Annotated in this window: 19 protein-coding genes; 5 read left to right on the top strand and 14 right to left on the bottom strand. The window is 41.3% G+C overall.

The features are described from left to right. Positions 1-210: 210 nt before the first annotated feature. Together GC096_RS03950 and GC096_RS03945 are read right to left on the bottom strand one after the other, a co-directional pair. On the bottom strand, positions 211-3,552 hold the full coding sequence (locus GC096_RS03950) for a WIAG-tail domain (RefSeq protein ID WP_171629002.1): 3,342 nt from the start codon (positions 3,550-3,552) through the stop codon (positions 211-213). Positions 3,553-3,643: 91 nt separating this feature from the next. Further along, on the bottom strand, positions 3,644-4,831 hold the full coding sequence (locus tag GC096_RS03945) for a glycosyltransferase family 4 protein (RefSeq protein ID WP_171629001.1): 1,188 nt from the start codon (positions 4,829-4,831) through the stop codon (positions 3,644-3,646). Between the two features lie 219 nt (positions 4,832-5,050). On the opposite strand from GC096_RS03945, the gene GC096_RS03940 reads away from it, so the two are divergent. Then, positions 5,051-6,037: a YheC/YheD family endospore coat-associated protein gene (locus tag GC096_RS03940; RefSeq protein WP_171629000.1), complete on the top strand. Its 987-nt coding sequence runs from the start codon at positions 5,051-5,053 to the stop codon at positions 6,035-6,037. 138 nt (positions 6,038-6,175) lie between these two features. Beyond that, positions 6,176-7,903 carry a DUF262 domain-containing protein gene (locus tag GC096_RS03935; RefSeq protein WP_171628999.1) on the top strand — a complete coding sequence of 576 codons (1,728 nt, stop codon included), beginning with the start codon at positions 6,176-6,178 and terminating at the stop codon, positions 7,901-7,903. A 233-nt stretch (positions 7,904-8,136) separates the two neighbouring features. On the opposite strand, the gene GC096_RS03930 is transcribed toward GC096_RS03935, so the two are convergent. Then, complete coding sequence (locus tag GC096_RS03930) at positions 8,137-8,529, bottom strand: YhjD family protein (protein ID WP_171628998.1); 393 nt, start codon at positions 8,527-8,529, stop codon at positions 8,137-8,139. A gap of 152 nt (positions 8,530-8,681) precedes the next feature. On the opposite strand from GC096_RS03930, the gene GC096_RS03925 reads away from it, so the two are divergent. Next, entirely contained in the window at positions 8,682-9,515 is an 834-nt protein-coding gene (locus GC096_RS03925; protein WP_246302555.1) for an ATP-dependent DNA ligase, read from the top strand. 11 nt (positions 9,516-9,526) lie between these two features. After that, complete coding sequence (locus GC096_RS03920) at positions 9,527-9,676, top strand: hypothetical protein (protein ID WP_171628997.1); 150 nt, start codon at positions 9,527-9,529, stop codon at positions 9,674-9,676. An 81-nt stretch (positions 9,677-9,757) separates the two neighbouring features. On the opposite strand, the gene GC096_RS03915 is transcribed toward GC096_RS03920, so the two are convergent. Then, on the bottom strand, positions 9,758-10,558 hold the full coding sequence (locus tag GC096_RS03915; RefSeq protein WP_171628996.1) for a DUF1906 domain-containing protein: 801 nt from the start codon (positions 10,556-10,558) through the stop codon (positions 9,758-9,760). Further along, positions 10,555-11,013 (bottom strand): phage holin family protein, encoded by a 459-nt coding sequence (locus GC096_RS03910; RefSeq protein ID WP_171628995.1) that lies wholly within the window; start codon positions 11,011-11,013, stop codon positions 10,555-10,557. The genes GC096_RS03915 and GC096_RS03910 overlap by 4 nt, the downstream gene beginning before the upstream one ends. A gap of 162 nt (positions 11,014-11,175) precedes the next feature. Here GC096_RS03910 and GC096_RS03905 point away from each other — a divergent pair, with 162 nt between their 5' ends. Beyond that, complete coding sequence (locus GC096_RS03905) at positions 11,176-11,679, top strand: stalk domain-containing protein (RefSeq protein WP_171628994.1); 504 nt, start codon at positions 11,176-11,178, stop codon at positions 11,677-11,679. Here GC096_RS03905 and GC096_RS03900 read toward each other — a convergent pair. The 9 genes from GC096_RS03900 to GC096_RS03860 form a co-directional block, all read right to left on the bottom strand. Beyond that, a complete protein-coding gene (locus GC096_RS03900) occupies positions 11,676-13,589 on the bottom strand; it encodes a phage tail protein (protein WP_246302554.1) in 1,914 nt (637 codons plus the stop codon). The two genes, GC096_RS03905 and GC096_RS03900, sit on opposite strands and share 4 nt — an antisense overlap. Positions 13,590-13,601: 12 nt before the next feature. Continuing rightward, positions 13,602-14,123, bottom strand: coding sequence for a phage distal tail protein (locus GC096_RS03895; RefSeq protein WP_171628993.1), 522 nt, complete (start codon positions 14,121-14,123; stop codon positions 13,602-13,604). 94 nt (positions 14,124-14,217) lie between these two features. Further along, on the bottom strand, positions 14,218-15,459 hold the full coding sequence (locus GC096_RS03890; RefSeq protein WP_171628992.1) for a hypothetical protein: 1,242 nt from the start codon (positions 15,457-15,459) through the stop codon (positions 14,218-14,220). A gap of 92 nt (positions 15,460-15,551) precedes the next feature. Further along, positions 15,552-15,824 (bottom strand): hypothetical protein, encoded by a 273-nt coding sequence (locus tag GC096_RS03885; RefSeq protein ID WP_171628991.1) that lies wholly within the window; start codon positions 15,822-15,824, stop codon positions 15,552-15,554. A gap of 13 nt (positions 15,825-15,837) precedes the next feature. Then, complete coding sequence (locus GC096_RS03880) at positions 15,838-17,697, bottom strand: glycosyl hydrolase family 28-related protein (RefSeq protein WP_171628990.1); 1,860 nt, start codon at positions 17,695-17,697, stop codon at positions 15,838-15,840. Positions 17,698-17,712: 15 nt separating this feature from the next. Further along, positions 17,713-18,108, bottom strand: coding sequence for a phage tail fiber protein (locus tag GC096_RS03875; protein ID WP_171628989.1), 396 nt, complete (start codon positions 18,106-18,108; stop codon positions 17,713-17,715). Between the two features lie 5 nt (positions 18,109-18,113). Further along, positions 18,114-18,671: a phage tail domain-containing protein gene (locus tag GC096_RS03870; protein WP_171628988.1), complete on the bottom strand. Its 558-nt coding sequence runs from the start codon at positions 18,669-18,671 to the stop codon at positions 18,114-18,116. Next, positions 18,668-21,244 carry a phage tail tape measure protein gene (locus GC096_RS03865; protein ID WP_171628987.1) on the bottom strand — a complete coding sequence of 859 codons (2,577 nt, stop codon included), beginning with the start codon at positions 21,242-21,244 and terminating at the stop codon, positions 18,668-18,670. Before GC096_RS03865 ends, GC096_RS03870 begins: the two co-directional genes overlap by 4 nt. Then, positions 21,231-21,476, bottom strand: coding sequence for a hypothetical protein (locus GC096_RS03860; protein ID WP_171628986.1), 246 nt, complete (start codon positions 21,474-21,476; stop codon positions 21,231-21,233). Before GC096_RS03860 ends, GC096_RS03865 begins: the two co-directional genes overlap by 14 nt. Positions 21,477-21,523: the final 47 nt, after the last annotated feature.

Raw genomic sequence — 21,523 nt, 5'->3', positions numbered from 1 at the left:
ACTTTCGCATGATGTCTTATGGTGCTTAGTCACATCCATTTCTACTATCATATGCTTTCGTGATAGACGGAAATTGGACGATTACCCCCCAATTGAAAATTGGTCATCAAACTATCTATCGAATAGCAAAAAACAAAAAAACAGTAGTTTCGCTTAAGTTGCGAAACACCGTTTTTTTGTTTTCTGAAGCAAGAGTTCACAGCGAGGCGATTACTGACTCTTACCGATGACCATCCAATTCACAATACCCTGTTGATCGGGTGAAAATTTGGCTCTGATAATGGACAGCACTGCACTGCCTGTAGACTTTTGACTAACAATGACATAACAAGCTGGATGATTCGTGATCGCTGTTAACACATAATCCGTATTCGCATATTCCTCTTCAAAATGAAGTACCAGCTCAATGGTCTCATCTTGAATCTTCATAACAAATGGTTCAAGACCGAACTGTTGCAGCACATTTCTTTGCCCGGAGGAGGTTCGCACAACACTATCTGCCAATTTCGTCACCGTAATGGAGGCATCTGCTACATGTTGATTCGTGATAACCCCAGCTTGCAGCTTACTTCCATCAACACTGCCCGTTGCTAAGTGAAAATCCGTTACCGCTCCCTGTGCCAGTTTATAGCTGTCTACACTGCCATCTGCCAGCTTAGCGGTATCGATCGCCCCGTCGATAACTTTGCTGCCATCAATACTGTTAACGGATAGCTTCGCTCCTGTAACAGCATCATCAGACAGGTGCTCCGTATTCACCGCACCGACTATGAGCTTAGTGCTGTCCACACTACTTGGAGCTAGCTTTTCACCTGTGACGGCTTGGTCTTGCAGATGCTCACTTCCGATTGTTCCCTCAATTAGCTTGGAACTATCTATGCTGGCATTATGCAGCTTCCCTCCGTCAATAGAGCCAGGAGCAAGATGGCTGCTAGTTACAGAGCCTAAGGAGAGCTTCAACCCATCAATGATAAAGTCCGATAAATGTTCTCGTTGTATCGCACCGTAGATGATTTTACTGCTATCTACACTTCCCGACGCCAGCTTAGATGCATCCACAACATGATCAGCCAGATGGTCACTATTTACAGCACCTGATGCCAGCTTAGTTCCATCCACGCTTTCCGGTGCCAATTTCACACCATATACGGCATGATCAGCAAGATGATAATTGTTCACTGCGCCAGACATCAGTTTACTGCCATCGACAGAGTTCACCGCTAACTTTTCTGAGTCAATAGCCCCTGCAAGGAGATGCTGATTACTTACGGAACCATGCGCCAATTTCGTACCATTCACTACGCCAAGTGAAAGATGTTCGTCTGTGATCGTGCCAGGCATGATTTTCGAGCCTTCTACACTATGATTCGCCAGCTTCGTACCAACGACCGCTCCTTCTGCCAGATGCTCCGTGTTGATCGCGCGAAAAGCAACCTTCGAGCTAATGATGGACCCATCCGCCAAATGCCTGGAAACTACCGCAGCAGGTGCCAGCTTGCTGCCATGTACACTTTCATTCGCCAATTTCGAGGCCGTGATCGCGCCGTCGATGATATGCTCAGCATTCACCGCTTTGCTCGAAATTTTGGTACTAATGATACTGCCATCAGCCAACTTATCTGAAGTTACCACTTCATCCTCTAGCTTCGCGTTCGTTATGGCTTGATCTTTAATGGTCCACGTAGTCACAGATTCTGCCTGGAGGTGTTGTGTGCCCACTGCTCCATTCGCGAGCTTCTCTTCGGTGACTGCACTGTCGGCTAAGATTTCAGTCGTGATGGCGTTTTCTTGTAGTTTACTGCCCATTAGACTTCGATCAGCGAATACCTCCAGCGTAATGGATCCTTGTGCCAAATGTTCAGAAGTAATCGTCCCAGGTTTAATATGAACACCATCGATAATTTCATCTTGCAAATGACGTGATTCTATCGACATCGGAGCGATCTTCGCCGTTGTTACGGCTTCTTCAGCAAGCTTACTCGTCGTAATGCTTTCTTCCTGAATATGTCTAGTTGTGATGGCTTCGTCCGCAATATGGTTGCGATGAATCGCGTGCAAATCGATTTGTTTCTCACCAATCGCACCTTTTGCGATGTGACCAGTAGCAATAATCTCTTCCTGCAGATGAGTAGAATTGATGGTGCGGTAGGCAATTTTGCTGGAGGTGACACTCTCATCTTTCAGTTTAGAATTCCCAACACTACCCTCTGCCAATTTATCTGAAATGATGGATCCTGCAGCAATTTTGGAGCTAGATACCACATTCTCCTCTAGATGATCCGTCCGAATCATATGTGAACCGATATGTTTGGCGATGATGGCACCTTGCGCAATTTTATCCGAAGTAACCGCACCGTCTTGCAATTTGCTGCTAGAAATAACTTGATCGTTCAAGTGGCCAGACTCAATAGCTTGCGGCGTTATATGTTTGCTCGCTATGATCTTCTCGCCCAATTTCGCCACGCTAATCGCGCCATCTTGAATGAGCTTCGCTTCTATGGCACCTTCTCCAATATGCTTAGTCCGAATTGCATGATCAGCTATGTGGTAACTGGTTACCTCACTGCCTTCAATATGAATACCTCTCACCGCGGATTGTGCGATATGCAACGAATCTACGGCATGCGGAGCAAGCTTAGGACCTGTTACAGCTTGATCGGCGAGCTTATCATTTGTAATTAAGTGATTTCTTAGATGTTCGGACTGAACACTCTCGCCCTGAATATGGATAGAACCGATACTGCCAATCCCTAATTTATCTTCCGTAACAGCACCATCTCTAATTTTGGCAGAGGTGATGGAAGCATCCATGAGCTTAGCCGTATCAATAATATAATTGGACAAATGCTTCGTCTGAACAGCACCGCTGAGGATTTTATCTGACGTGATCGCTTGTTGATCAATATAGTCACTTGTAATAATCAGTTCCGATAAATGTTGTGGCAAAATAGAACCGTCTGCCAGTTTGGTGGCATCCACTGACCTATCAGCAATTTTGGAGGTTGTAATGCTGCTATCGAACAGCTTCCCGCCAGATAGTGTATTATCTTGAATTTTATCTCCTGCTATACTGTTTGGAGCAACATGTTCATCATGGATAGCCTGGTTGGCAATTTTAGGACGTGTTACGCTTGCCTGAGCTAATTTGGAAGGTTCTATCGCGCCATCCTTGATGGATCTGACACCGATGCTGAACGGTTTTATCTTCGTATCATCGATCGATCGGCTTGCAATTTTGTCCCATGTTACCGCTTCATCTACAATGTCGTCCGTATAGACAACCGGGTCAACGAATTTCCCCGTTTTTCGCTCCGTTAATAACAAATCAGGTGTGATTTGCTCTGTAACCTTGGAGACATGCAAAACTTTGTTTGGCTCTGCCTTTTCTGTCTTCTCTGACGCCGTTGGATTCGTTTTCGCGATTAGTTTGGGTTGTTCTACCACTTTGTCTTGCTTTATTGGTGCTTCATCAAGCCATTTTAATTCATTCAAGTTAGCGTTCACTTTGTGCACGTTCGCTTTCTGGGTAGTGCTGCTCTTACGCTTATTCATATGACTCCTCTCCATTCACCAAGATTTATCTTTGGTAACATATTCATTCTCACCTTAATAAGTACATTAGCCCCAAAAAATGTGCGCTCACCTAGACAAGAGCCGTTTCCTTCAACATCTGGTTGTACAACGCTGACCTCACCTCAGCAGCTCGTTGCCACGTGAACAGATTATCAACCCGTTTAATGCCGTTTTCCCCCAGCTTTCGTTGCAGGCTTTCATCTTTCAGTAACCGTATGACACGATCAGGGAGCTCATTGTCAATGGCACCCAGTTCGATTAAATAACCGGTTTTACCATCTTCCACAACCTCTTGAATCCCGCCTACTTTAGTGGCAACAACGGGAACACCAGTAGCCATTGCCTCCACATTGACAAGACCAAAAGCTTCCTTCCCAATTGAGGGGACAACAAAAACATCGGCGATTCGAACCCATTTGGGCATTTCTTGATGCTTCACATAAGGAATGAATTGGACATGTTTAGGCATCGTCCTCGCTGCTTTAACTAATTGCCTGACATACTTGGTTTCTTTCTTGGACCCGTAATAAGCACTCCCAACGATAACAAGCTTGGCGCTTGGTTCACTTTTAATGACGCTTTCCATCGCTTTCAGCAGATGATGAACACCTTTTTTAGGAATCAATCTACCAACAAATAAAATAATTTTGAGATCCTCACAATTTAGGTTTTTGCGCATTTCTATACGTGATTGGATGCCTTCATCCGACCATTTGGAAGTGAATTGAGCAATATCAACACCTAAATAGTGGGTAACTATTTTATGGGCAGCACTAGGCACTTTTTTTTGCAGAAACCGCTTTAGAAAGTCGCTATTAACGATAATGACATCAGCCTCACGCAAACACACGGTTAAAGATGAATTAGAAATATAGGGTCTTGTGATAAAGGACGTAGAGTGGAGGACGAGACTCAATATGGAATGAGGGTATCGTTTGCGAAGAAAGGTAAGGAATCGTGGCCGATTATCCACTTGAATAATACCAGGACTTAACGAGGATATCTGTTTAGCTACATGTTTCATATAGGTCGTTTGCGTCTGATAAGGTACTCGTTGATACGTTACACCCTGCCGAATTTCCTTCCAAGGTTGATAGGATGTTTTCCGTCCAAGTACGACTACAGGCATGCTCTTCACCAATTGCTCCGCTGTCTTCTGAACCACTTGCTCAACCGAGCTACTAGTTCCTGAGGGTATAGGAAAAGAGCCTGGTGTAACGATGACAAGATGGTTCGATTGCGGCTTCCGCTTAGTCATCAACTTCTAAACCTCCTGGATAAAATGAGGCTGAGCTCCCCCCATTTTGCTACTTCTTCTATACATATGCGGATAAAGTAGCAAAGCATGGGCATCTGTCCTTGTTTTAGAAGAAAGTATCAGCATTTGTACAAACAAGTCTTGTTCTTTTTCCATAAACTAAGAGTGATTCCGCTTTCGGCAAATATTCAAGCCCCAATTAGAGAGGGAGTGAAGTCAATGAGTAATCCCTATGTGGGTATTTTAGTTAACGATTCCTTGTTTGCAGGTATTCCTCTAGGGAACACACAATACGAAGCAATTCGATTTTACGAGGATGCTGGCAAACTCTATGGCCTTACGCCTTGTTATTTCCGAATTCATGATGTTCATATGAAAACAATGAAGGTACATGCCTATGTAAAGGATGGCCAACATTTTAAAAGAAAATGGTCAGATCTCCCTAAAGTTATTCATAATCGTGCCATTTATTTGGACTCCTCTTCAACACGAATTTTGGAAGCATGGACAAAGAAAGGTGTTACGCTGTTTAATCGTTGGAACCGTTATAGCAAGATGCGTATACACGAGATTTTATTGAAAAACGAGAGCATCCGGCCCCATCTTCCTTGTACATTTCTAGCCACAATTGAAAATGTTAAAGCCATGATGGATTCGTATGACTCGTTAATTATCAAACCAACCAATTCTAGCATCGGACGCGGTGTGATGAAATTAGAGCGTCAAGGGAACTTATGGAAACTCCTCTATCCAGTTAACATGAAACTTAAGAATCGGACTTGGCGAACACTCAGGTTCCGTCAACACTTGCCGAAACTTCTCCGTAGGCGGATTGTAAGGAGCAGCTATATGGTTCAACAATGCCTGCCTCTTGCCACTGTAGATGGATCTCCTTTCGACCTTCGTGTTTCCGTTCAGCGTGGAACTGATGGAGCATGGGGCGTTACTGGCATGATTGCCAAGGTTGCCTCACGTAAACATTTCCTAACGAACGTCGCACAAGGCGGGCGAGTAATATCCTTATCAGATATTTTGAAAAACCACTATCCGCAGCTTGATCCAGAAACCGTATGTCTTCAGATGGCGAATTTCGCGCTCTTGGTCGCCCAGCATCTCAGCACAGAATTGCCAAACTTGGCTGATTTAGGACTCGATATTGCTATGACCAATGAGGGTTTCCCTTTATTTATCGAGAGAAACAATTAGTTAGAGAAAAAATAAAAATTCTTACAAGTGTATGATGCTCTATATATTTATCCCCATATTTAAAGGGATAATGGGGAATATCTCGAAGTATTTGGAATAGCGGATCATTGATATGAATAATGAGGAGTTGTATGAGCATTGGAATTGTATGCGTACCCTAGAACTTTGCGTGATATTTTAGGTTTAAACAGAAGATACATAATACCAAGATTTCAAAGAGAATATTCTTGGGGGGAAGATGAATTAACTGCCCTTTGGAACGATATTCTTTCAAATCTGAAAAACGAAAGTAAGAATCTAATTGAGTCGGAATACTTTATCGGTTCAATCGTTCTTGTAGGCGATGATACTGCTGATACAAAATTCCTAATTGTTGATGGTCAACAACGCCTTACAACAATAACAATTTTTTTCTCTGCATTATCTGAGATTTTTAAAGATATTGGTAATTTTGCCTTAATGAAAAGTTCACATAAATATGTTGAATCGGAAAATGATGATGGTGAGAAGTTCTTAAAGTTGGAGAATGAAAGTCCTAAACCATTTTTTCAATTTAGAATTCAACAACTGGATAAAGATGATAGCTTTTCTCCGAAGTCAGATGAAGAGAATGCACTTATGTATGCCTATAATTTCTTTAAAGAAAAATTGCAAATGGCTAATTTGATAAAAGAAATTAAACGTAAATATAAAATTGGGGAAATAGATTACGTAGAATTATTGAAAACTTTGAGAAACCAAGTCTTGTCTTTCAAAACAATATACATAACTGTAAAAGATGAGGATGATGCATACCTAATATTTGAAACACTTAATGCAAAAGGCAAAGATTTAGAATCTATAGATCTTATTAAGAATTTAATCTTCAAAAAAATTAGAACTTCAGCCGCTGGTGACTTTGCAAAAGAATCATGGCGTTCTATACGTAATATCCTCTTTAGTAAGGAAAATAAGGTCAGTATGTCTCAATTCTATAGACATTACTGGCTTTCAAAATATTCATTTACTAGAGATGCAGGATTATATGAAGACTTTAAAAAAAGAGTGCCTGATTCTTCATATAAAGATTTTTTGATTGAACTTAATGAAGCAGCTAAAGTCTATGTTCAACTGTCAAACCCTCAAGTAACCGATTGGAAACAAGTAGAAGATAGGGTTGTGTTCGAGACGATTTTTGCACTTAGAACCTTTGAAGTTTCACAGCCTAGACCACTGTTAATGGCTTTGTTAGAAAAAAGAAGTCAAAAAAATGGCATTAAATTTGACGATTTCAAAAGAGTAATTATTGCAATGGAAAAGTTTCACTTTATCTTCACAGCTATTGCTTCTTCAAGAGCATCAAATATTGAAAGCAGGTACTCAACGTTTGCTAGACAATTAAGATCAGCAGTAAATAAGCAACAAGCTAAAGTGGTTATAGATGAAATCATTAAATATTATAAGGATAATTTACCTTCCTACGATATTTTTGAGGATAAATTTATTTCACTTTACTATTCTAAGAAAGTAACTTCAAATAAAAGAATCATTCAATATATTTTAAAAAACATTGAAAAGTACTATCTCGAGACCGAAGAGTTAACAACTGATATTATCTCAATTGAACATATAATGAGTGAGTCCACAGAAGACGAGAATATTGGAAGGATAGGTAATCTCCTCCCCCTAGATAAAAGTTTAAATTCATTAATTGGTGATGTGGAATTCAGTAAAAAAGTTGAGCTTTATAAAAAATCCAAATTGGTTACTGTTAATAATTTTATTAAGGAACACCATTTAGCTGAAGCTTGGGAACCTGATGATATATTAAAAAGATCAAAAGATTTAGCAACTCTCGCCTATAATCACGTCTGGAAAATTAAATAGTACCTACTAATACGGAACGAGAGAAAGTGTAAGAAATAATGAATATATAGTATGTAACCCATACCAGTATTGGGCGCCAGGCACTATATTCAGAAACAATAACAGGAAATACGATCACAAGGAATAAATAAAAGCCTGTATTACCCATTTATGGGGGTACAGGCTTTTTGATTTTTACATAAGGGAGCAGGATCATTACTATTATAAATTATCATATTAACTACGGTCCTGAACTACTTCCCAGTCTTAAGTTCCGCGGCATGCTGATTATTAAACTTACTCTTATCCAGTTTGGCTACATACTTGCCCAGCCATCGAGACATCTCCGACTTAATGTGTCCCTTCATGAACCCAACGTTTTCCACTCTTCTACGAACGTATATCGTGTAATCCAGCGAAGGACTGAATTTCTCTTTTTTCACCATTTTGACATCCGCCGCCTTCAATCTCTGTTTTGCCTCAACGTGGTCAATAGTGATCAAGTCCCGTAGAATTTGAAACTGGCTTTCGTGAAGATGCTTGAGCGGCGTTGGATCGGGGAACCACTCCCATTTGTCGATTAAGTTGAGCAGCAACGGTAACACGATGCATAGGATGATATCATTCATTTCTTCTTCTGTGGTCAAATAGCACACCTCTTTTACGAACTAATGTTCCTATTATATGCGAAAAGGAGGCTCTTATACAATAAAAAGCACAGACTCAAAGAACTTCCCTTCAACTCCCAATAGTCAACAGTAGCTTTTCAGGTGTAACATTATTATAGGTGATGAAAATAATGTTTATTCCTCCAATGCTTTTACAATACAGTAAAAACAATCTGCCTTATGATGATCCTTCCACTATTGCAGAGCTTAAGTGGGATGGAATACGATTGATTGTTTCCAATATGGATGAGTTGAACTTATATACGAAGAACACGAACGCGACTTCCAAATATCCGGAGTTGCACAATCCCCCGATCCAGAAAGGTACCATTCTCGATGGTGAGGTCGTAGTGTTAGATGAAGATGGTAAGGCTGACTTTGAAGCATGTAATGCCCGTTTCAAATCAAGAAAGGTGACGCATAAGGTTGTCTATTTTGCATTCGATATCTTATACCACCGCGGCGTAGATGTGACAGCATTACCCTTGGAAGTTCGCAAGGGATTACTCGAAGAAGCTGTGCAAGAAAATGACCACTACAGAATTGTCCGGCCAATTAACGGCAGCGCTAAAGATTTCTTTCACTTAGTTTGCCAATATGGTTTAGAAGGAATAGTCATCAAGAAGAAGTCATCGAAGTACGAAAAAGACACACGCTCCTGGTCATGGCAAAAGGTCATCAACTACCAGCACGCTGAAGTCTTCATTATGGGCTACAGCAAGAAGGAACATTCATGGCTACTTGGTTATCAAGAAGGTGACCACATTCGACCAATTGGAGCTTTAGATCTAGGTATAACGCCATCGGCGCGGAAATCGATGTGGCCAGTTTTTGAAGCTTATAAGAGCGGAGAAAGTAAGGATCATGTTTATGTGAAACCTCTAGTTCGTTGCAAAGTAAAGTATCGAGACTGGTATAAGTCTGGACTCATGCGACTGCCTGTGTTCGAGGAATTTATTGTTTAGGGGATGACATCATGGGATATCGCGTAAAACATAAGGAAACTGCTGAAGAGAAAACGTTAACCCATCTAGACGTAAATGATATGGAGTATGGTGATGAAGGACAGATACTTGTATTTGATACGGAGATGGAAGCTTACTTTTTGATTGATGACATAGATTAAACATAAAAAAACGCCTAGCAGGGATGCTTTCCCATACTAGGCGTTTTCATCGGATGCTTTCCGATAAACAAATATTACCATTTATTGAAATGGTTGTCCAGTTGCTTTTCGTAATTGATTTGCAAGCCAATTGCAGTAAGACTTCTGCTCTTCTAACTTCACAGATGCCTCTACATCACCATCTACCTCGACGGCTTGCTGCGCTCGATCCGCGTCATTCCATGCTGGAGAAATCCAAGTGTTAATAATAGTATTTGCCACGTCGATATCAAGAATCGCTGATTTCTGTTGAATTACCATACCTACTTTCCACCCCCCTGCATCACCATTAGATTCATCTCGATCTATGCCGATGCCATTTTCGATTACATCATTTTCATATTGATACACGTTCGGATCGCTAATCTTAGCCCCGCGGCTCCAGGCATATGTCTGCCATAATTTATTTACTACCCCACGGATTCTCATTTCTTCGCAAATCTCATACTCTCCATAGATCCCGAGTTCATAACCTTGGATTTGCTCATCAAAGGATCGGAGATATTCTTCAATCGCATTGTAGTGAGATGAACTCACATCTGTATCTACAGCAGCATAAATCACGGTGCCTTCTGGTTGCCCTACTTCTTTGGCGTACTTGAGCGCCAGAGCCCCATCATCTTTCCCTTGTGCTGCTCCCGCGAGTGCATTTGTCGCACCGCGTTCAAACACTGAAACGATCCAGAGACCAGCGTTGGAACAAATTACTGCTTCGTTAGCAGTCAGGCGTTTCCATGATCCAGATGGGGCGAGATAGCGACAAACAAATTTGTATCTTTGATCAAAAAATAAAGCCGCTGTTTTAGCAGTCAGCGGCGTTGCACAATCGAATCCCTTACTCATTTTGTACTTTCTCCCTTCTGCTTTAACTGCTCAAGTGCATTCTGGATAGCTGGGGGCCAAGGAACGCCCAACACCCCGAAATTCTCAATTAATGACAGACCTTCGCGGCCGGCATAATAGTAAATAGCGAGAGTTCGAAATATTGGGGCTTGTCCTCCCAATAATTGATCTAGTTGAACAGCCAAAATGATAACAAGCATGACGATGCCTTTTCTTACGCCTCCCCACAACATCACATCGCTATTTAATTTTTTGTTCTTCCAAGCTCCTAGAAATCCGGTGGCGTAATCAGCAATCATCATATATGCCAACAATCGGAGTGATACATCCCAGCCTCCCAAAGCAGCTACAACAAACGTGGCCACAGCTGCAAATATGCCTCCAAACGTGATCTCTTTTCCATTTGCACCAGCAGCTGCCGAGATAAAAATCGTTGATACGGGTTTAAAGTCCATGGGTACCTTCTTTCTGCCTGTTCATTTGGCATAAATAGCCCCGATCGGCTCGGAGCGAAGTCTCTATTGCAGATGGTTTCAAAAAGACCACTTCCAGCCCCTTATAGGGCACATAATGTATAAATATGGTATACTTATGCCATAAATTAAGGAGTGATAGAATTGAAGAAAGTCATAGCCGCCCTTATATTGGGTCTACTAATTGGATCAGCAACTACATCACTTGCAGATTCTAGTGATTCCGTACAAGCCGTTTTTGCAAAATTCAATTTCGTAGTGAATGGTGAAAAGAAAGAAATAAAAACGACGCCCCTTGTCGTTGAAGGAACGTCGTATCTGCCGGTGCGTGAAGTGTCAAGTCTTCTTGGGTATGAACTTGGATATGATGATGCTACCAGGACAATTAAATTAGAACAGAAACAGACGGTGGGAGGTAAGCCTTTGCCTGATAATAATATTAACTATAATGATAATTCGGAATGGATTTCAGTAACGGAACTGGCTAAATTAGTTAAAGTATCTTTTAGAGCTGATCCACCAGAACTTACAATACAAAAGGGGGATAACGTAAAAAAATATCTTTATCCAGATCCTAACGTCGTTATTTCTAACGGCTCTACGTTTATTAAAATAAACTCATTAAAGGAATTCGGTCTTATTGATTAGTAGTCACCGCCTCCGCGACTTTGCACAAACAGTTGTATGTTGACACTCGATACTATGCGCCCAAGAGAATTGGGCGTTATTTTAATTTCATGCCATCCTCTCAATACTTTACCACTAGTGTCTTTTGATAAAAAAGGTATAATATCAAAATCGTCTACGCTTGTGCCTGTTAATGTGGTATTGTTTCCATCGACATCGAGAGAAACTGAAGACGGAGTAGGACCTTCGAAAATTCCGTATTCAATATCATGAGTGTGCGACGGGATTTGATGCGTATGATCCATTCCGTGTGTATGTGGGGCAATTGAGTGAGTGTGATCCATTCCGTGAGAATGATCTAATGTGGCATATTGATGATCGTGGTGATCAAGAATATGACGATGACCTCCTGATGGAACCCATGTTACTGAACCTCCTCCTACCGTTTGTAATTGAGTCCCATAGTCAATCCCGTGATCATGATTTGGCTGAAATGATACCATATCATTGGTTGTTCCTGAACCTATATTCCATACCCCTCCTCCAGTTGTGCTTAAACCAGTTTGTCCACCGGAGACTCCTGTAGTAGTAACACTACTCGGACCCGAAGTCGTAGCCCCGCCACTTGCCGTCGTAGTTGTGCTACTTGGACCTGATGTCACAGCAGGCGCTGCTTCAATCGCTCTTTCGTACGACCTGAATGCCTCAGACTTATAAGAAAGCCTGACCTTATTAATACGAGCTGTCTCTTCCGGAATGTAGAGTCGAAGCACTGCCGGATGCAGAGGATCACAATTATCTGCAAAATCATGACTATCAAGGTTTGTCGCACCTTGGGCGTATACCTCACTAATCCGCTGCCGATTGGCAAGATCCGCAATCGTGCCAGAAAGATCCTGTCCACGATTAGCAATTTCTAGCTGAACATCTCCTGGGGCACCGCGCAAATCATTTTTAGAAACCTTTACGATCCGTGCAATAAAGTCCTCGCCCATCTCTGCATCTAGCACTCTCACATTTGCCCCTGAAACAAATTTATAAATTTTCTGTCCATTTAATTGACTGATCTCAGATGCAGAGGTGCTATAGGTGACACGTGGTTCTTTTAGTTGATTTAAAAGTGTTACGCATCGCGCTTTAAGCGTTTCTGCAAATTGAAACCTCGTATCTGCGAAAATACGTGAAACGATACCATACTTCTCCTGAGCTGCAGCGTCTTCGACGTAGGGGATCCCCCCGTTAATCTCCGAAAAAGTAAGTTGATTTACACCTTCACCATAACCAAGCCCATACATTCTGGTGCAAAGTCCAGTGGGATCCACTGTTTTAGTAATACCTTGCATATTTGTGCCATATCGAATATAGACATCCACACCCTGTGAGGGCTCCATAAGGTTTATTTTCCACGGATAAGATGTTGTGTCATAGCTCCATTGGTATTCCTCATCAAAAGGCTTCGGGACACTGAATAAGGCGGACAGCAGATTTTCGTTTTCCCAGTTATATTCAAATTGTCGGTGAAAATCGATTGCTCCCAGCTGCCAACGTTCCGTGGTCTGCTTTGATAATATATAGGTCAGTACGTTCGCCGTGTATACGCCCAAGTTGCCGATCGTATGGTACAGGAACATGACATCATCAAGTAACGTTGCCAGTACATGCTCACATTGATACGTGACAGTTTGACCATTATTGCTGCGTGTTGCTGTGTTCGGCACAATTCGGAAAAGCTCCACTCGCTCACGCTCATCATACAGCTCGACAAAATAAAGCGACTTGCATTCCTTCACCTTTGGATCATTCGCTGGCAGGCTGAAGCTTGCTGTAAATAAGCCATTCAGCGGCATGCTGTAGCCAATAGAAAAGGCGTTTTCAAGAAAGGCAACTCGACGCATTTGAGTGTCATAAATTGTCACTGGTGCCTTTGGCAAGATAACCAACTCCTAAACGAATTTATCTCGATGTGTAATTTGAAGCTGCACGGTTCGTCCGCTCTCAGCATCTGAATATTTCAGTGAATTTTGACCAAGGACTAGATCGATTAGATCGCCACTAACGTATTGAAGAGAATTGATACCATTTTTAGTCACCGTAAGGTTTTTACTGTCCATGACAATTTTGTCGCCTGGTTGAAAATCTCCACTGAATATAATCTTATCGACATGATATTTCTTGGATTTTGCTGTCATGGATCCCAAGACATTCATAACTGCTTTGTAGAAAATCTCACGAGTCATCCAAACTGGATCCATCGAAGTTTCGCCATCTAATTGGACAGAGAAGAATAACTCGCGAGTTCCATTGGCTGCTAACGTGCCCTCGCCATCGAGATTCGTTTTTGAGTTAAACTCTACAGTCGTCTTTGATGTTATTCCGCCTTCTCCGTTCAGGTTAATTGAAACCATAATGTCATACGACATAGAACGATTGAATGCCATTCTATTAAAACGATTACGGTTGAACATGGTTCACCGTCCTTTGATAAAGTGAAAAGCCCTTCCTGTTAACGGGAGGGCTGCTTGCTGCGTATAATCGTCCTATTGCTCACCAACATAAATTCTAAGCGAGACTAATGTATGAAAAGTAACTTCCCACCAATACAATTGCTATAAATGATAATACATAAAGAGGGATCATTCGTTTTTTAAATTGATTAACTAGATAAGGTATTGTGTATATAGCACATAAGACATACAAAACCCCTCTCAGTCGGGTATCACCTGATCCGGCATAAGCGTAAGAATATGTTGCCCAATAAAATAAAAGGATGAATAATACAAGATACATTTTTTTAATATTTCTAAATGACATAAGTGCCATCAAAAACAGTGGCAGAACAGCCCACCACACTAAACCACCAAGAGTAATCAAAAGATTACCTGTTGTTGTGTATGTTAAAAATGAATCTGATCCAAACATACCCCTGATAGGTCCAGGCCCTAAAATAAATCTCCCCATAGAGAACGGTAGACTTAAAAAACTGATGTTATTTAAATTTGTTATATTGCCTCCATCATAAGCTTCTGAGTAATTGACAGTGTAAACTAACAAAGTCGATAACCCTTTCTGAAACAATGGAACAGACGCCACCACAATTCCACCCATTAAAACCGATGCAAAAAAGAATCTTTTATTTTTAACTAAAGTAACAAAGATAATGAGCGCGATTGAAGCAATCGCCATGTAAGGAAACCACTGTCGGATGTCTTCTAATACAAACCAGGACAACGCTAAACCGATGATCCTAATAATTGACCATCGTTTATGCAAAAATAATTCTAACAAGATGTAAATAAATAAGACAAGAAAATAAACAAACATTACATCTTTTAGATTTCGTATTGCAGTCCATGTAATAATCCCGTTAAAACCGATAAATAACAACCCGTAGTAAACTGTTTTGGACTTAATCAGAAATGTTTTTGTCAATATAAGGTACACAAACATCAACATGTTGATTAGCAATAGAACATTCCCGAGACGAACAAAAAACACGCTAGGATCGAAAATATTAGTTTTGAAGATAAGGGTACCATATAAAACATAAGTAAAATTAAAGTCATTTTTTACTATTTCGTACCAATTTTCTGAATCGTATGCTTGTAACATAGTATTGAAGTACGCTGTTTCATCACTTCCATATGTGGAAGTGCCTGTAGCAGACAACTCAAGCTGCAATATAATTAGCCAACCAATGTTCCAAGCTAAAGATGAAAAGATGATAAATCCACAACTTTTATTAAATTGCGTTTCTCGAAATAAATAAAATAATTGGATTGCCAAAATTAGTAGTATAACCACAAAAATAGACTCCTTCTGACTGATAGAATAGGACTATTATATCAGAATTTGTCAAACAGTCGACAGTATATTACAGCAACAGCTTAGTCCAACTACGCATCTATAGCTTTAGAAAACCCGGATAAAGATTTAATATGCTCATATCCTTGTTTAATGAAATTATCCGATTCTCCTTCCACCTCAGGTTCATATGAATAAACTTCCTGATGCACATAACTTTTTCCATCAGTATAATGGCTTTGGGATAAATAGTAGTTTAGTGTAATTGCTATTTGATTTTTGCTACCGCTTATCGTATCGATACGGGCATAAGCGTTTTCCACCATAACTCCTGATTCCGTTTCAACTGCCCTCAGTATTGCCAACTTAAATCCCTCCCTATATTAACCAAGCTGTCCCCGACCACATAACCATTTTTGCTAAATCGGTATCGAAATACATATATCCTGCATCTCCAGTAGCCATTGTAAGAGCAGTTCGTTCTGCAGTCGTCCCATTGCCACATCCGAAAGCTCTCCATGTACCCGGTGTACCAGCTGCCGTAGGTTTCCAATGCGAAATGTTTTTAGTTCTAGATGGGGAAGAGTTAAAAACCACATCCAACAGTGTATATGCACCACTTGTTGGAGCTGCTGTTCCGAAGGTCATAGGTAGCAGGTTTTGCGTTCTGTTTTGGCCTCTTACTTTTGGGATATGTCCCACATAATCATAGTACAGCGCACCTTCGTTTTCAGTGATCTGTGTGTTGTCTCCAAGCTGAATGACTCCAGATACTCTATTCCTATCGCTTGCAGTCATCCATCCCAATTTTTTTCCGTTAGTCATATCGGGAACAGCGGGAGAATATACTGATCCATCTTCTTTCCTTACTCTTCGATAGCCGAAATCAATCGCAGGCTGAAACGCACTATCTGAAACAACAATACCAAGCGGAGCTCCATAAAAGGTATTATTCTCCATATCTATAAACACTGTCATGTTCGAGTTAGAGTTAGTCAGTATTTCGATTGGAACTGCATTATCGCCCTTAAGCTTGCAAAAATTATCAAAAAAATGGATATTGTCTAATAGAAAAGTAAGCGAAACTCCACCAACGAACTTAAGTATTCGAGAATCTGTGTACTCTGTCCCCATATCTCCTGTGTGATTCCGCATATTGCACGCTTGAATAACAAAGTTCTCCATTGGATTATTGTTCACTGATCCATCGAATAAGAAAGTTGCTTTTGTCTGCTCCATGTGGCATTCAAAGAATGATACTTTCGCACCCCCAGCAAGAACGTGGGCTTCGTCATTCATGTAAAAGTTGCAAGCATTGTATGAAACATGCGTATTTGCCAACTCAGTACCACCAACAACACTGGTTTTTCTTAACGAGGTACCGTACTGGCAAAAAAGTATATCGCATTTATTAAATTCGAATATCGTTAATCCTTGACATTGATGACCTACTTTAAATCCTGTAACCCCTACTTTATCGAAAGATCCTTCGCTTACATAATGTAGGTTATACCCTACACCTTGTGTTCCAAAAGATCCGTCACCAGAAAAGTTACGTTGAATATTAATGTTTTCAAGGAAAACTCCTCCGATGTTTGTTGATTCAATTAGAGGTCCAGATGGTGAGTTTTTCTTTTGAAAATGTATCGCAACACCATTACCATTGTAATTAATTACAGTTGGTTGCCCGTAGATCTTTCCTTTTGCCCCTACAATCCTTATCGTTCCCCAAATGTACAGTGTGCCTGTTGTTCGATATGTTCCTTGCGGGAGATACAGTATTCCAGTGGATTGGATAGCAGCATCTATCGCCGCTTGAATTGCTGCTGTATCATCTGTTGAATTGTCACCCTTAGCTCCAAAAGCTGTCTTTGCATTAGTAATCCCTGTCGCAGTTTCCGCCTTATACGCAACAAGATCGACACTTAAATCCTCGATATTACCTTTGAACGTATCGTGATCATATGCAGTAAAGTTACGTGATACTTGAGCTCCGATACTCCAACTCTTGGCTGTGCTCTGGAAGCCCCTTGTTACCCCTGTAAGATCGTTACCACTTATCCCCGTGTATAAGATCGTCTCTGCTGTCTCGTCGTTTCCTATTGTGGCTAGATTCGGTGCTGCCGGGAGAAGCCCGGCATTAACGACAGATAGAGTTGTTTCTACATCTGTGATCGCCGCAGATAGCTCCGTTTGTGGCGAATTCGCAAGTGCCGGATACATTGGCGTTTGAGCCATGTTTCATTCTCCTCTCTAGCTCAATGTCATGACGACAGCGTCTGCAGAAAACCGTAGCCTATCGCCATCGAGTATAGTCCGTTGATTGTCTATTGCTCCGAAGTAAAGAAGATTTCCACTTGTTAGAGCATCACGAATACCAATATGCGTTACCGTTCCCCAGTCGGCCGTAGCAACCGGAAAAACAATTTCTGCATTGTTCTTGATTGTTTCCTTGCCGCTCACTATAGCTGGAGCTGAGCAAATAATTGATTGCCTAGCATAATCCCCGCCTGTCACTTCTGTGCCCAAATCGCCTGCTGTCGGATTACTCGTATATAGAGCAACGTAAACATTAGTCGGCCTAGTGTAAGCTGTATTGCGGAATACCTGGTTCAATAGTGCAGAAGCTAAAAAGTTTGAAATGTTCACTCGCTTCACTCCACTTCATATTCATTGGTTAGGGTTAAACCGTGAATTGTATTTACCCCCGTGTTTATTAAAGTAATAGTCGGTTCTGTCTTCACGTTTCCACTAGAAACGATAGTCAAGGTTGACGGTGAAGATGTAATTGTAATATCCGAGTTGTGCTCCTGTCCGAAAGCGAAAGGTTCAAAAGCGATAAGCGGTAATTTAAAGAAAGCCAGTGAGAATACCCGTTCAGGCACTAGATTACCAACTAACCGCACCACATAATAGATACCTGGCTCATAGTCAAATTCTAACTTAATTGACCGCGGTCGTCCGCTGCTGTTTAGCAAGAAAGCCGCGAATTGGCGTATCCGCTGCTGTAGTGTAACTCGATTCAACTCATAAGCCCAAGCTAGTGGAAAAGAAAAGGACCTTGGCCCCAAATCAGCGCCAAAGTCCCATAATCCGTGTTTTCCTGAAATGGCTAACGTTCGATCCACCGTAGATGGCAGAATGGCGTGTTCATGACCTGGCTGGATGATGAGTCCAAAGTAGTCTAACGAATACCCGTCCAAAGTAATCATAACCCGATCTCCCTCATCGCTGAATTGACGATTCCATTAAGCTCCTGATTCATAGGAACAGCTATAACTTGTGCAATTTCCTTAGAATCCAAGTGGATCTTAACCACCACATACTCCGGGCTAGAATTTACCATGTTTTTTGACTGCTCATGTGTGTATACTTGGGCGCCCCGTGGGAGATTGACTAACTCAGGGCCTTCCTCCCCAACCAAAGATAAACCGCCTGGAGCAGAGTTTGTTCCCGTTGCGAACGCAGGAATCGAAATTGTTGCGCTATATCCTGACTTACCCATTCCTGCCTGGACACCTTCTGATCCGCTTTTAAAAATTCCTGAAATTAAATCCTTGACCTTTGTTGCATAACCCATAACCCTTGATACAGCTCCGCCAACATACTCTTCAATCTTCGTCGGTATATTTTTGATAAAGTCAACAATGCCATCGACAATGTTTTTGCCGAAATCACCAGCCGCTGTATATGCTTCTGTCCCGAAATCTACAATACCGGTTACTGTATCCGTAAACCATTTAGAAATCTTAGAAGGCAGCTCCTTGATGAAATTAATAATACTATCAACAATTGACTGTCCAGCTTCTTTTGCTTTCAAATTTGCATTCGTCTGCCACTCCGACATCTTGGTCACAACTTGTACAAGCCAATTCCAAACCTTGCCCGGCAACTCTGCGAAGAAATCTATAACGCCCTTGATGACTGAAGATCCAACCTCAATTGCCTTATCTCGCATGTTATCATGCCATGTTTGAAAATTCGTATATACTTTCACAAGCCATTCCCATATTTGCCCTGGCAAGTTCTCAAAGAACTGAATTAATTTCGGAATGCCTTCGGAAGCTGCTTTAATCATCCAACCTATTCCGTAACCAATTGCATAGGGAATCTTAACTAAGTATAGATCGACCAGAAATGTATAAATTCGTCCTGGCAATTCAGCGAAGAATCCAACAACCGTATTGAAGGCTGCTGGAATGTCTTTTGTGAAGAATTCAGTAATGGAATTCCAAGTCTCTATAGTGATCTGCTTCACCGAATCCCAAACCTCAGTCACTTTAACCGAAATTACAGTAAATACATCAATTGCAGTCTTCTTCATCCATTCCCAAGATGCAGAAAGTAAAGCAGTTACCTTATCCCAGTTCATATACAGCGCCACGCCTGCCGCAATAAGAGCCCCAACAGCAAGCGCTACAAGTCCGATAGGGTTAGCACTCATAGCGGCGTTCAAAAGCCACTGAGCGGTTGTCATGGTCGCTGTAGCGAGTTGCCAAGCTTTGTATAAACTCACAACTGTATTAATGATCGACTGGGCCGCAATAACTGCGGTAACGCCGACAATGGCTGGTAGCAGTAAATTTAAGTTACCAATCACCCACTCAATGGTAGTACTCAACCTTTCGAATATTTCAATAGCCACATTTATGGCACCTGATACAGCTTCTTTGATTTCAGGAGTTTTTGAAGTAACCCACCCTGAGAACTCCATGAGTAAAGGCAGAACCTTCTCGCTTAAAGGAACAATTAGACTCGTTTGAATGTTGCGGCCAATGCCTTGCATCGCTTCGGTAAACGTTTTATATTCAGCTTGATTGATTTGATCAAGTGTATCCGCAGCCATATTAGCTTTACTTTCAACGTTAGCCAGTGATGTAATTGCAGTTGCTTCCAAATCCTCGAACTGTGTTCCGAAGAGCGAAACCCCAATTTGGTTTTTCAAAATGGGATCTTCCAACTTACTTAGCGCTGATACAACTTGGCCAAAAGATTCCTGGGCGCTTTTCCCACCATTGGCAAAAGATTTCGTTAAAGCATCTGCATTTAATCCGAGTTTCTCAAAAGCTGACTTCGAGCTATCAGATCCATCTTTTGCACGAATATTAAACTCTTTAATTGAGTCTCCAACTTTATCTATCGAAAACGCACCATTTGCAGCACCTTGAATGAGGATGTCGGTGAATTGATTTGCTGAGAAGCCTAAAGCTTTGAATTGAGGCGAATACTCATTTAGCGTGTCAAGAAGATCACCATTTTTATTTGCCCCGTTCTGTGCACCTTGCGCGATCAGGGTGTAAGCCTCATCACCGTTAATGCCGAATGTTTTCATAAGACTGTTGGCAGCATTAATCGAATCGTTAACTTCAAATTCGAATGTATCTCGAAGCATCAGTGCATTTTGAGTCAGATTCTTGAGTTCTTCCCCGGATGCTCCAGTTGTCTGTCTTAAGTTTGCCATTGATTTGGCAATGTCATCGAATGATTCACCATAGTTATTGTCGTAGATATCAGTGAGTGTATCTTTAAACTCAACCATTTCATCGTTCGAAGAACCTGTGGAAGATTGGAAATCCGCTACAGCTTTTTGCAAATCATTTACGCCTTCAATAACTGATCCGACAGCAAGCCCAGCGACAATGGCACCACCAAGCGCAGCAGCTGCCTTCACAATCTTGCCTAAAGTTAAGTGCAAACCCCCAGCAGACTCGTCAATTCCTTCAATTCGTTCCTGAGCTTCTTCGTCGCGAATAAATATGCTTCCAAAGAGCTTAAATATCTCCATTTTGTTCACCTCGCAAGCTGTGCAGGATAAGCTCTACATCATCCATTATGTCTTCTTGCGATTTCTGAATCTCATTATTTGATGGACTAGTAGCGTCATTATAAAAATCGGTAAAAGGAATGAATTTATCCTTTTTCACGAAATGGTGAAAATGAACAAGCCACATCTGGTAAGCTTTATCTTTTTGCTTACTTTTCACAGCGGCAATTAAGAGTTTGGTCACATACTTCACTGGCATTCTCATCACATGATGAAAATTGTATTGGCTATGCAGTAAAT

The organism is Paenibacillus plantarum (assembly GCF_013141695.1).
Taxonomy (GTDB): Bacteria; Bacillota; Bacilli; order Paenibacillales; family NBRC-103111; genus Paenibacillus_E; species Paenibacillus_E plantarum.
This window is presented reverse-complemented; position numbering and strand designations above follow the sequence as displayed.

Coding starts and splice junctions, on each gene's coding strand:
- GC096_RS03950 (WP_171629002.1), bottom strand. CDS start 3,552: ATGAATAAGCGTAAGAGCAGCACTACCCAGAAAGCGAACGTGCACAAA.
- GC096_RS03870 (WP_171628988.1), bottom strand. CDS start 18,671: ATGATTACTTTGGACGGGTATTCGTTAGACTACTTTGGACTCATCATC.
- GC096_RS03925 (WP_246302555.1), top strand. CDS start 8,682: ATGTTTATTCCTCCAATGCTTTTACAATACAGTAAAAACAATCTGCCT.
- GC096_RS03865 (WP_171628987.1), bottom strand. CDS start 21,244: ATGGAGATATTTAAGCTCTTTGGAAGCATATTTATTCGCGACGAAGAA.
- GC096_RS03940 (WP_171629000.1), top strand. CDS start 5,051: ATGAGTAATCCCTATGTGGGTATTTTAGTTAACGATTCCTTGTTTGCA.
- GC096_RS03915 (WP_171628996.1), bottom strand. CDS start 10,558: ATGAGTAAGGGATTCGATTGTGCAACGCCGCTGACTGCTAAAACAGCG.
- GC096_RS03880 (WP_171628990.1), bottom strand. CDS start 17,697: ATGGCTCAAACGCCAATGTATCCGGCACTTGCGAATTCGCCACAAACG.
- GC096_RS03910 (WP_171628995.1), bottom strand. CDS start 11,013: ATGGACTTTAAACCCGTATCAACGATTTTTATCTCGGCAGCTGCTGGT.
- GC096_RS03895 (WP_171628993.1), bottom strand. CDS start 14,123: ATGTTCAACCGTAATCGTTTTAATAGAATGGCATTCAATCGTTCTATG.
- GC096_RS03920 (WP_171628997.1), top strand. CDS start 9,527: ATGGGATATCGCGTAAAACATAAGGAAACTGCTGAAGAGAAAACGTTA.
- GC096_RS03945 (WP_171629001.1), bottom strand. CDS start 4,831: ATGACTAAGCGGAAGCCGCAATCGAACCATCTTGTCATCGTTACACCA.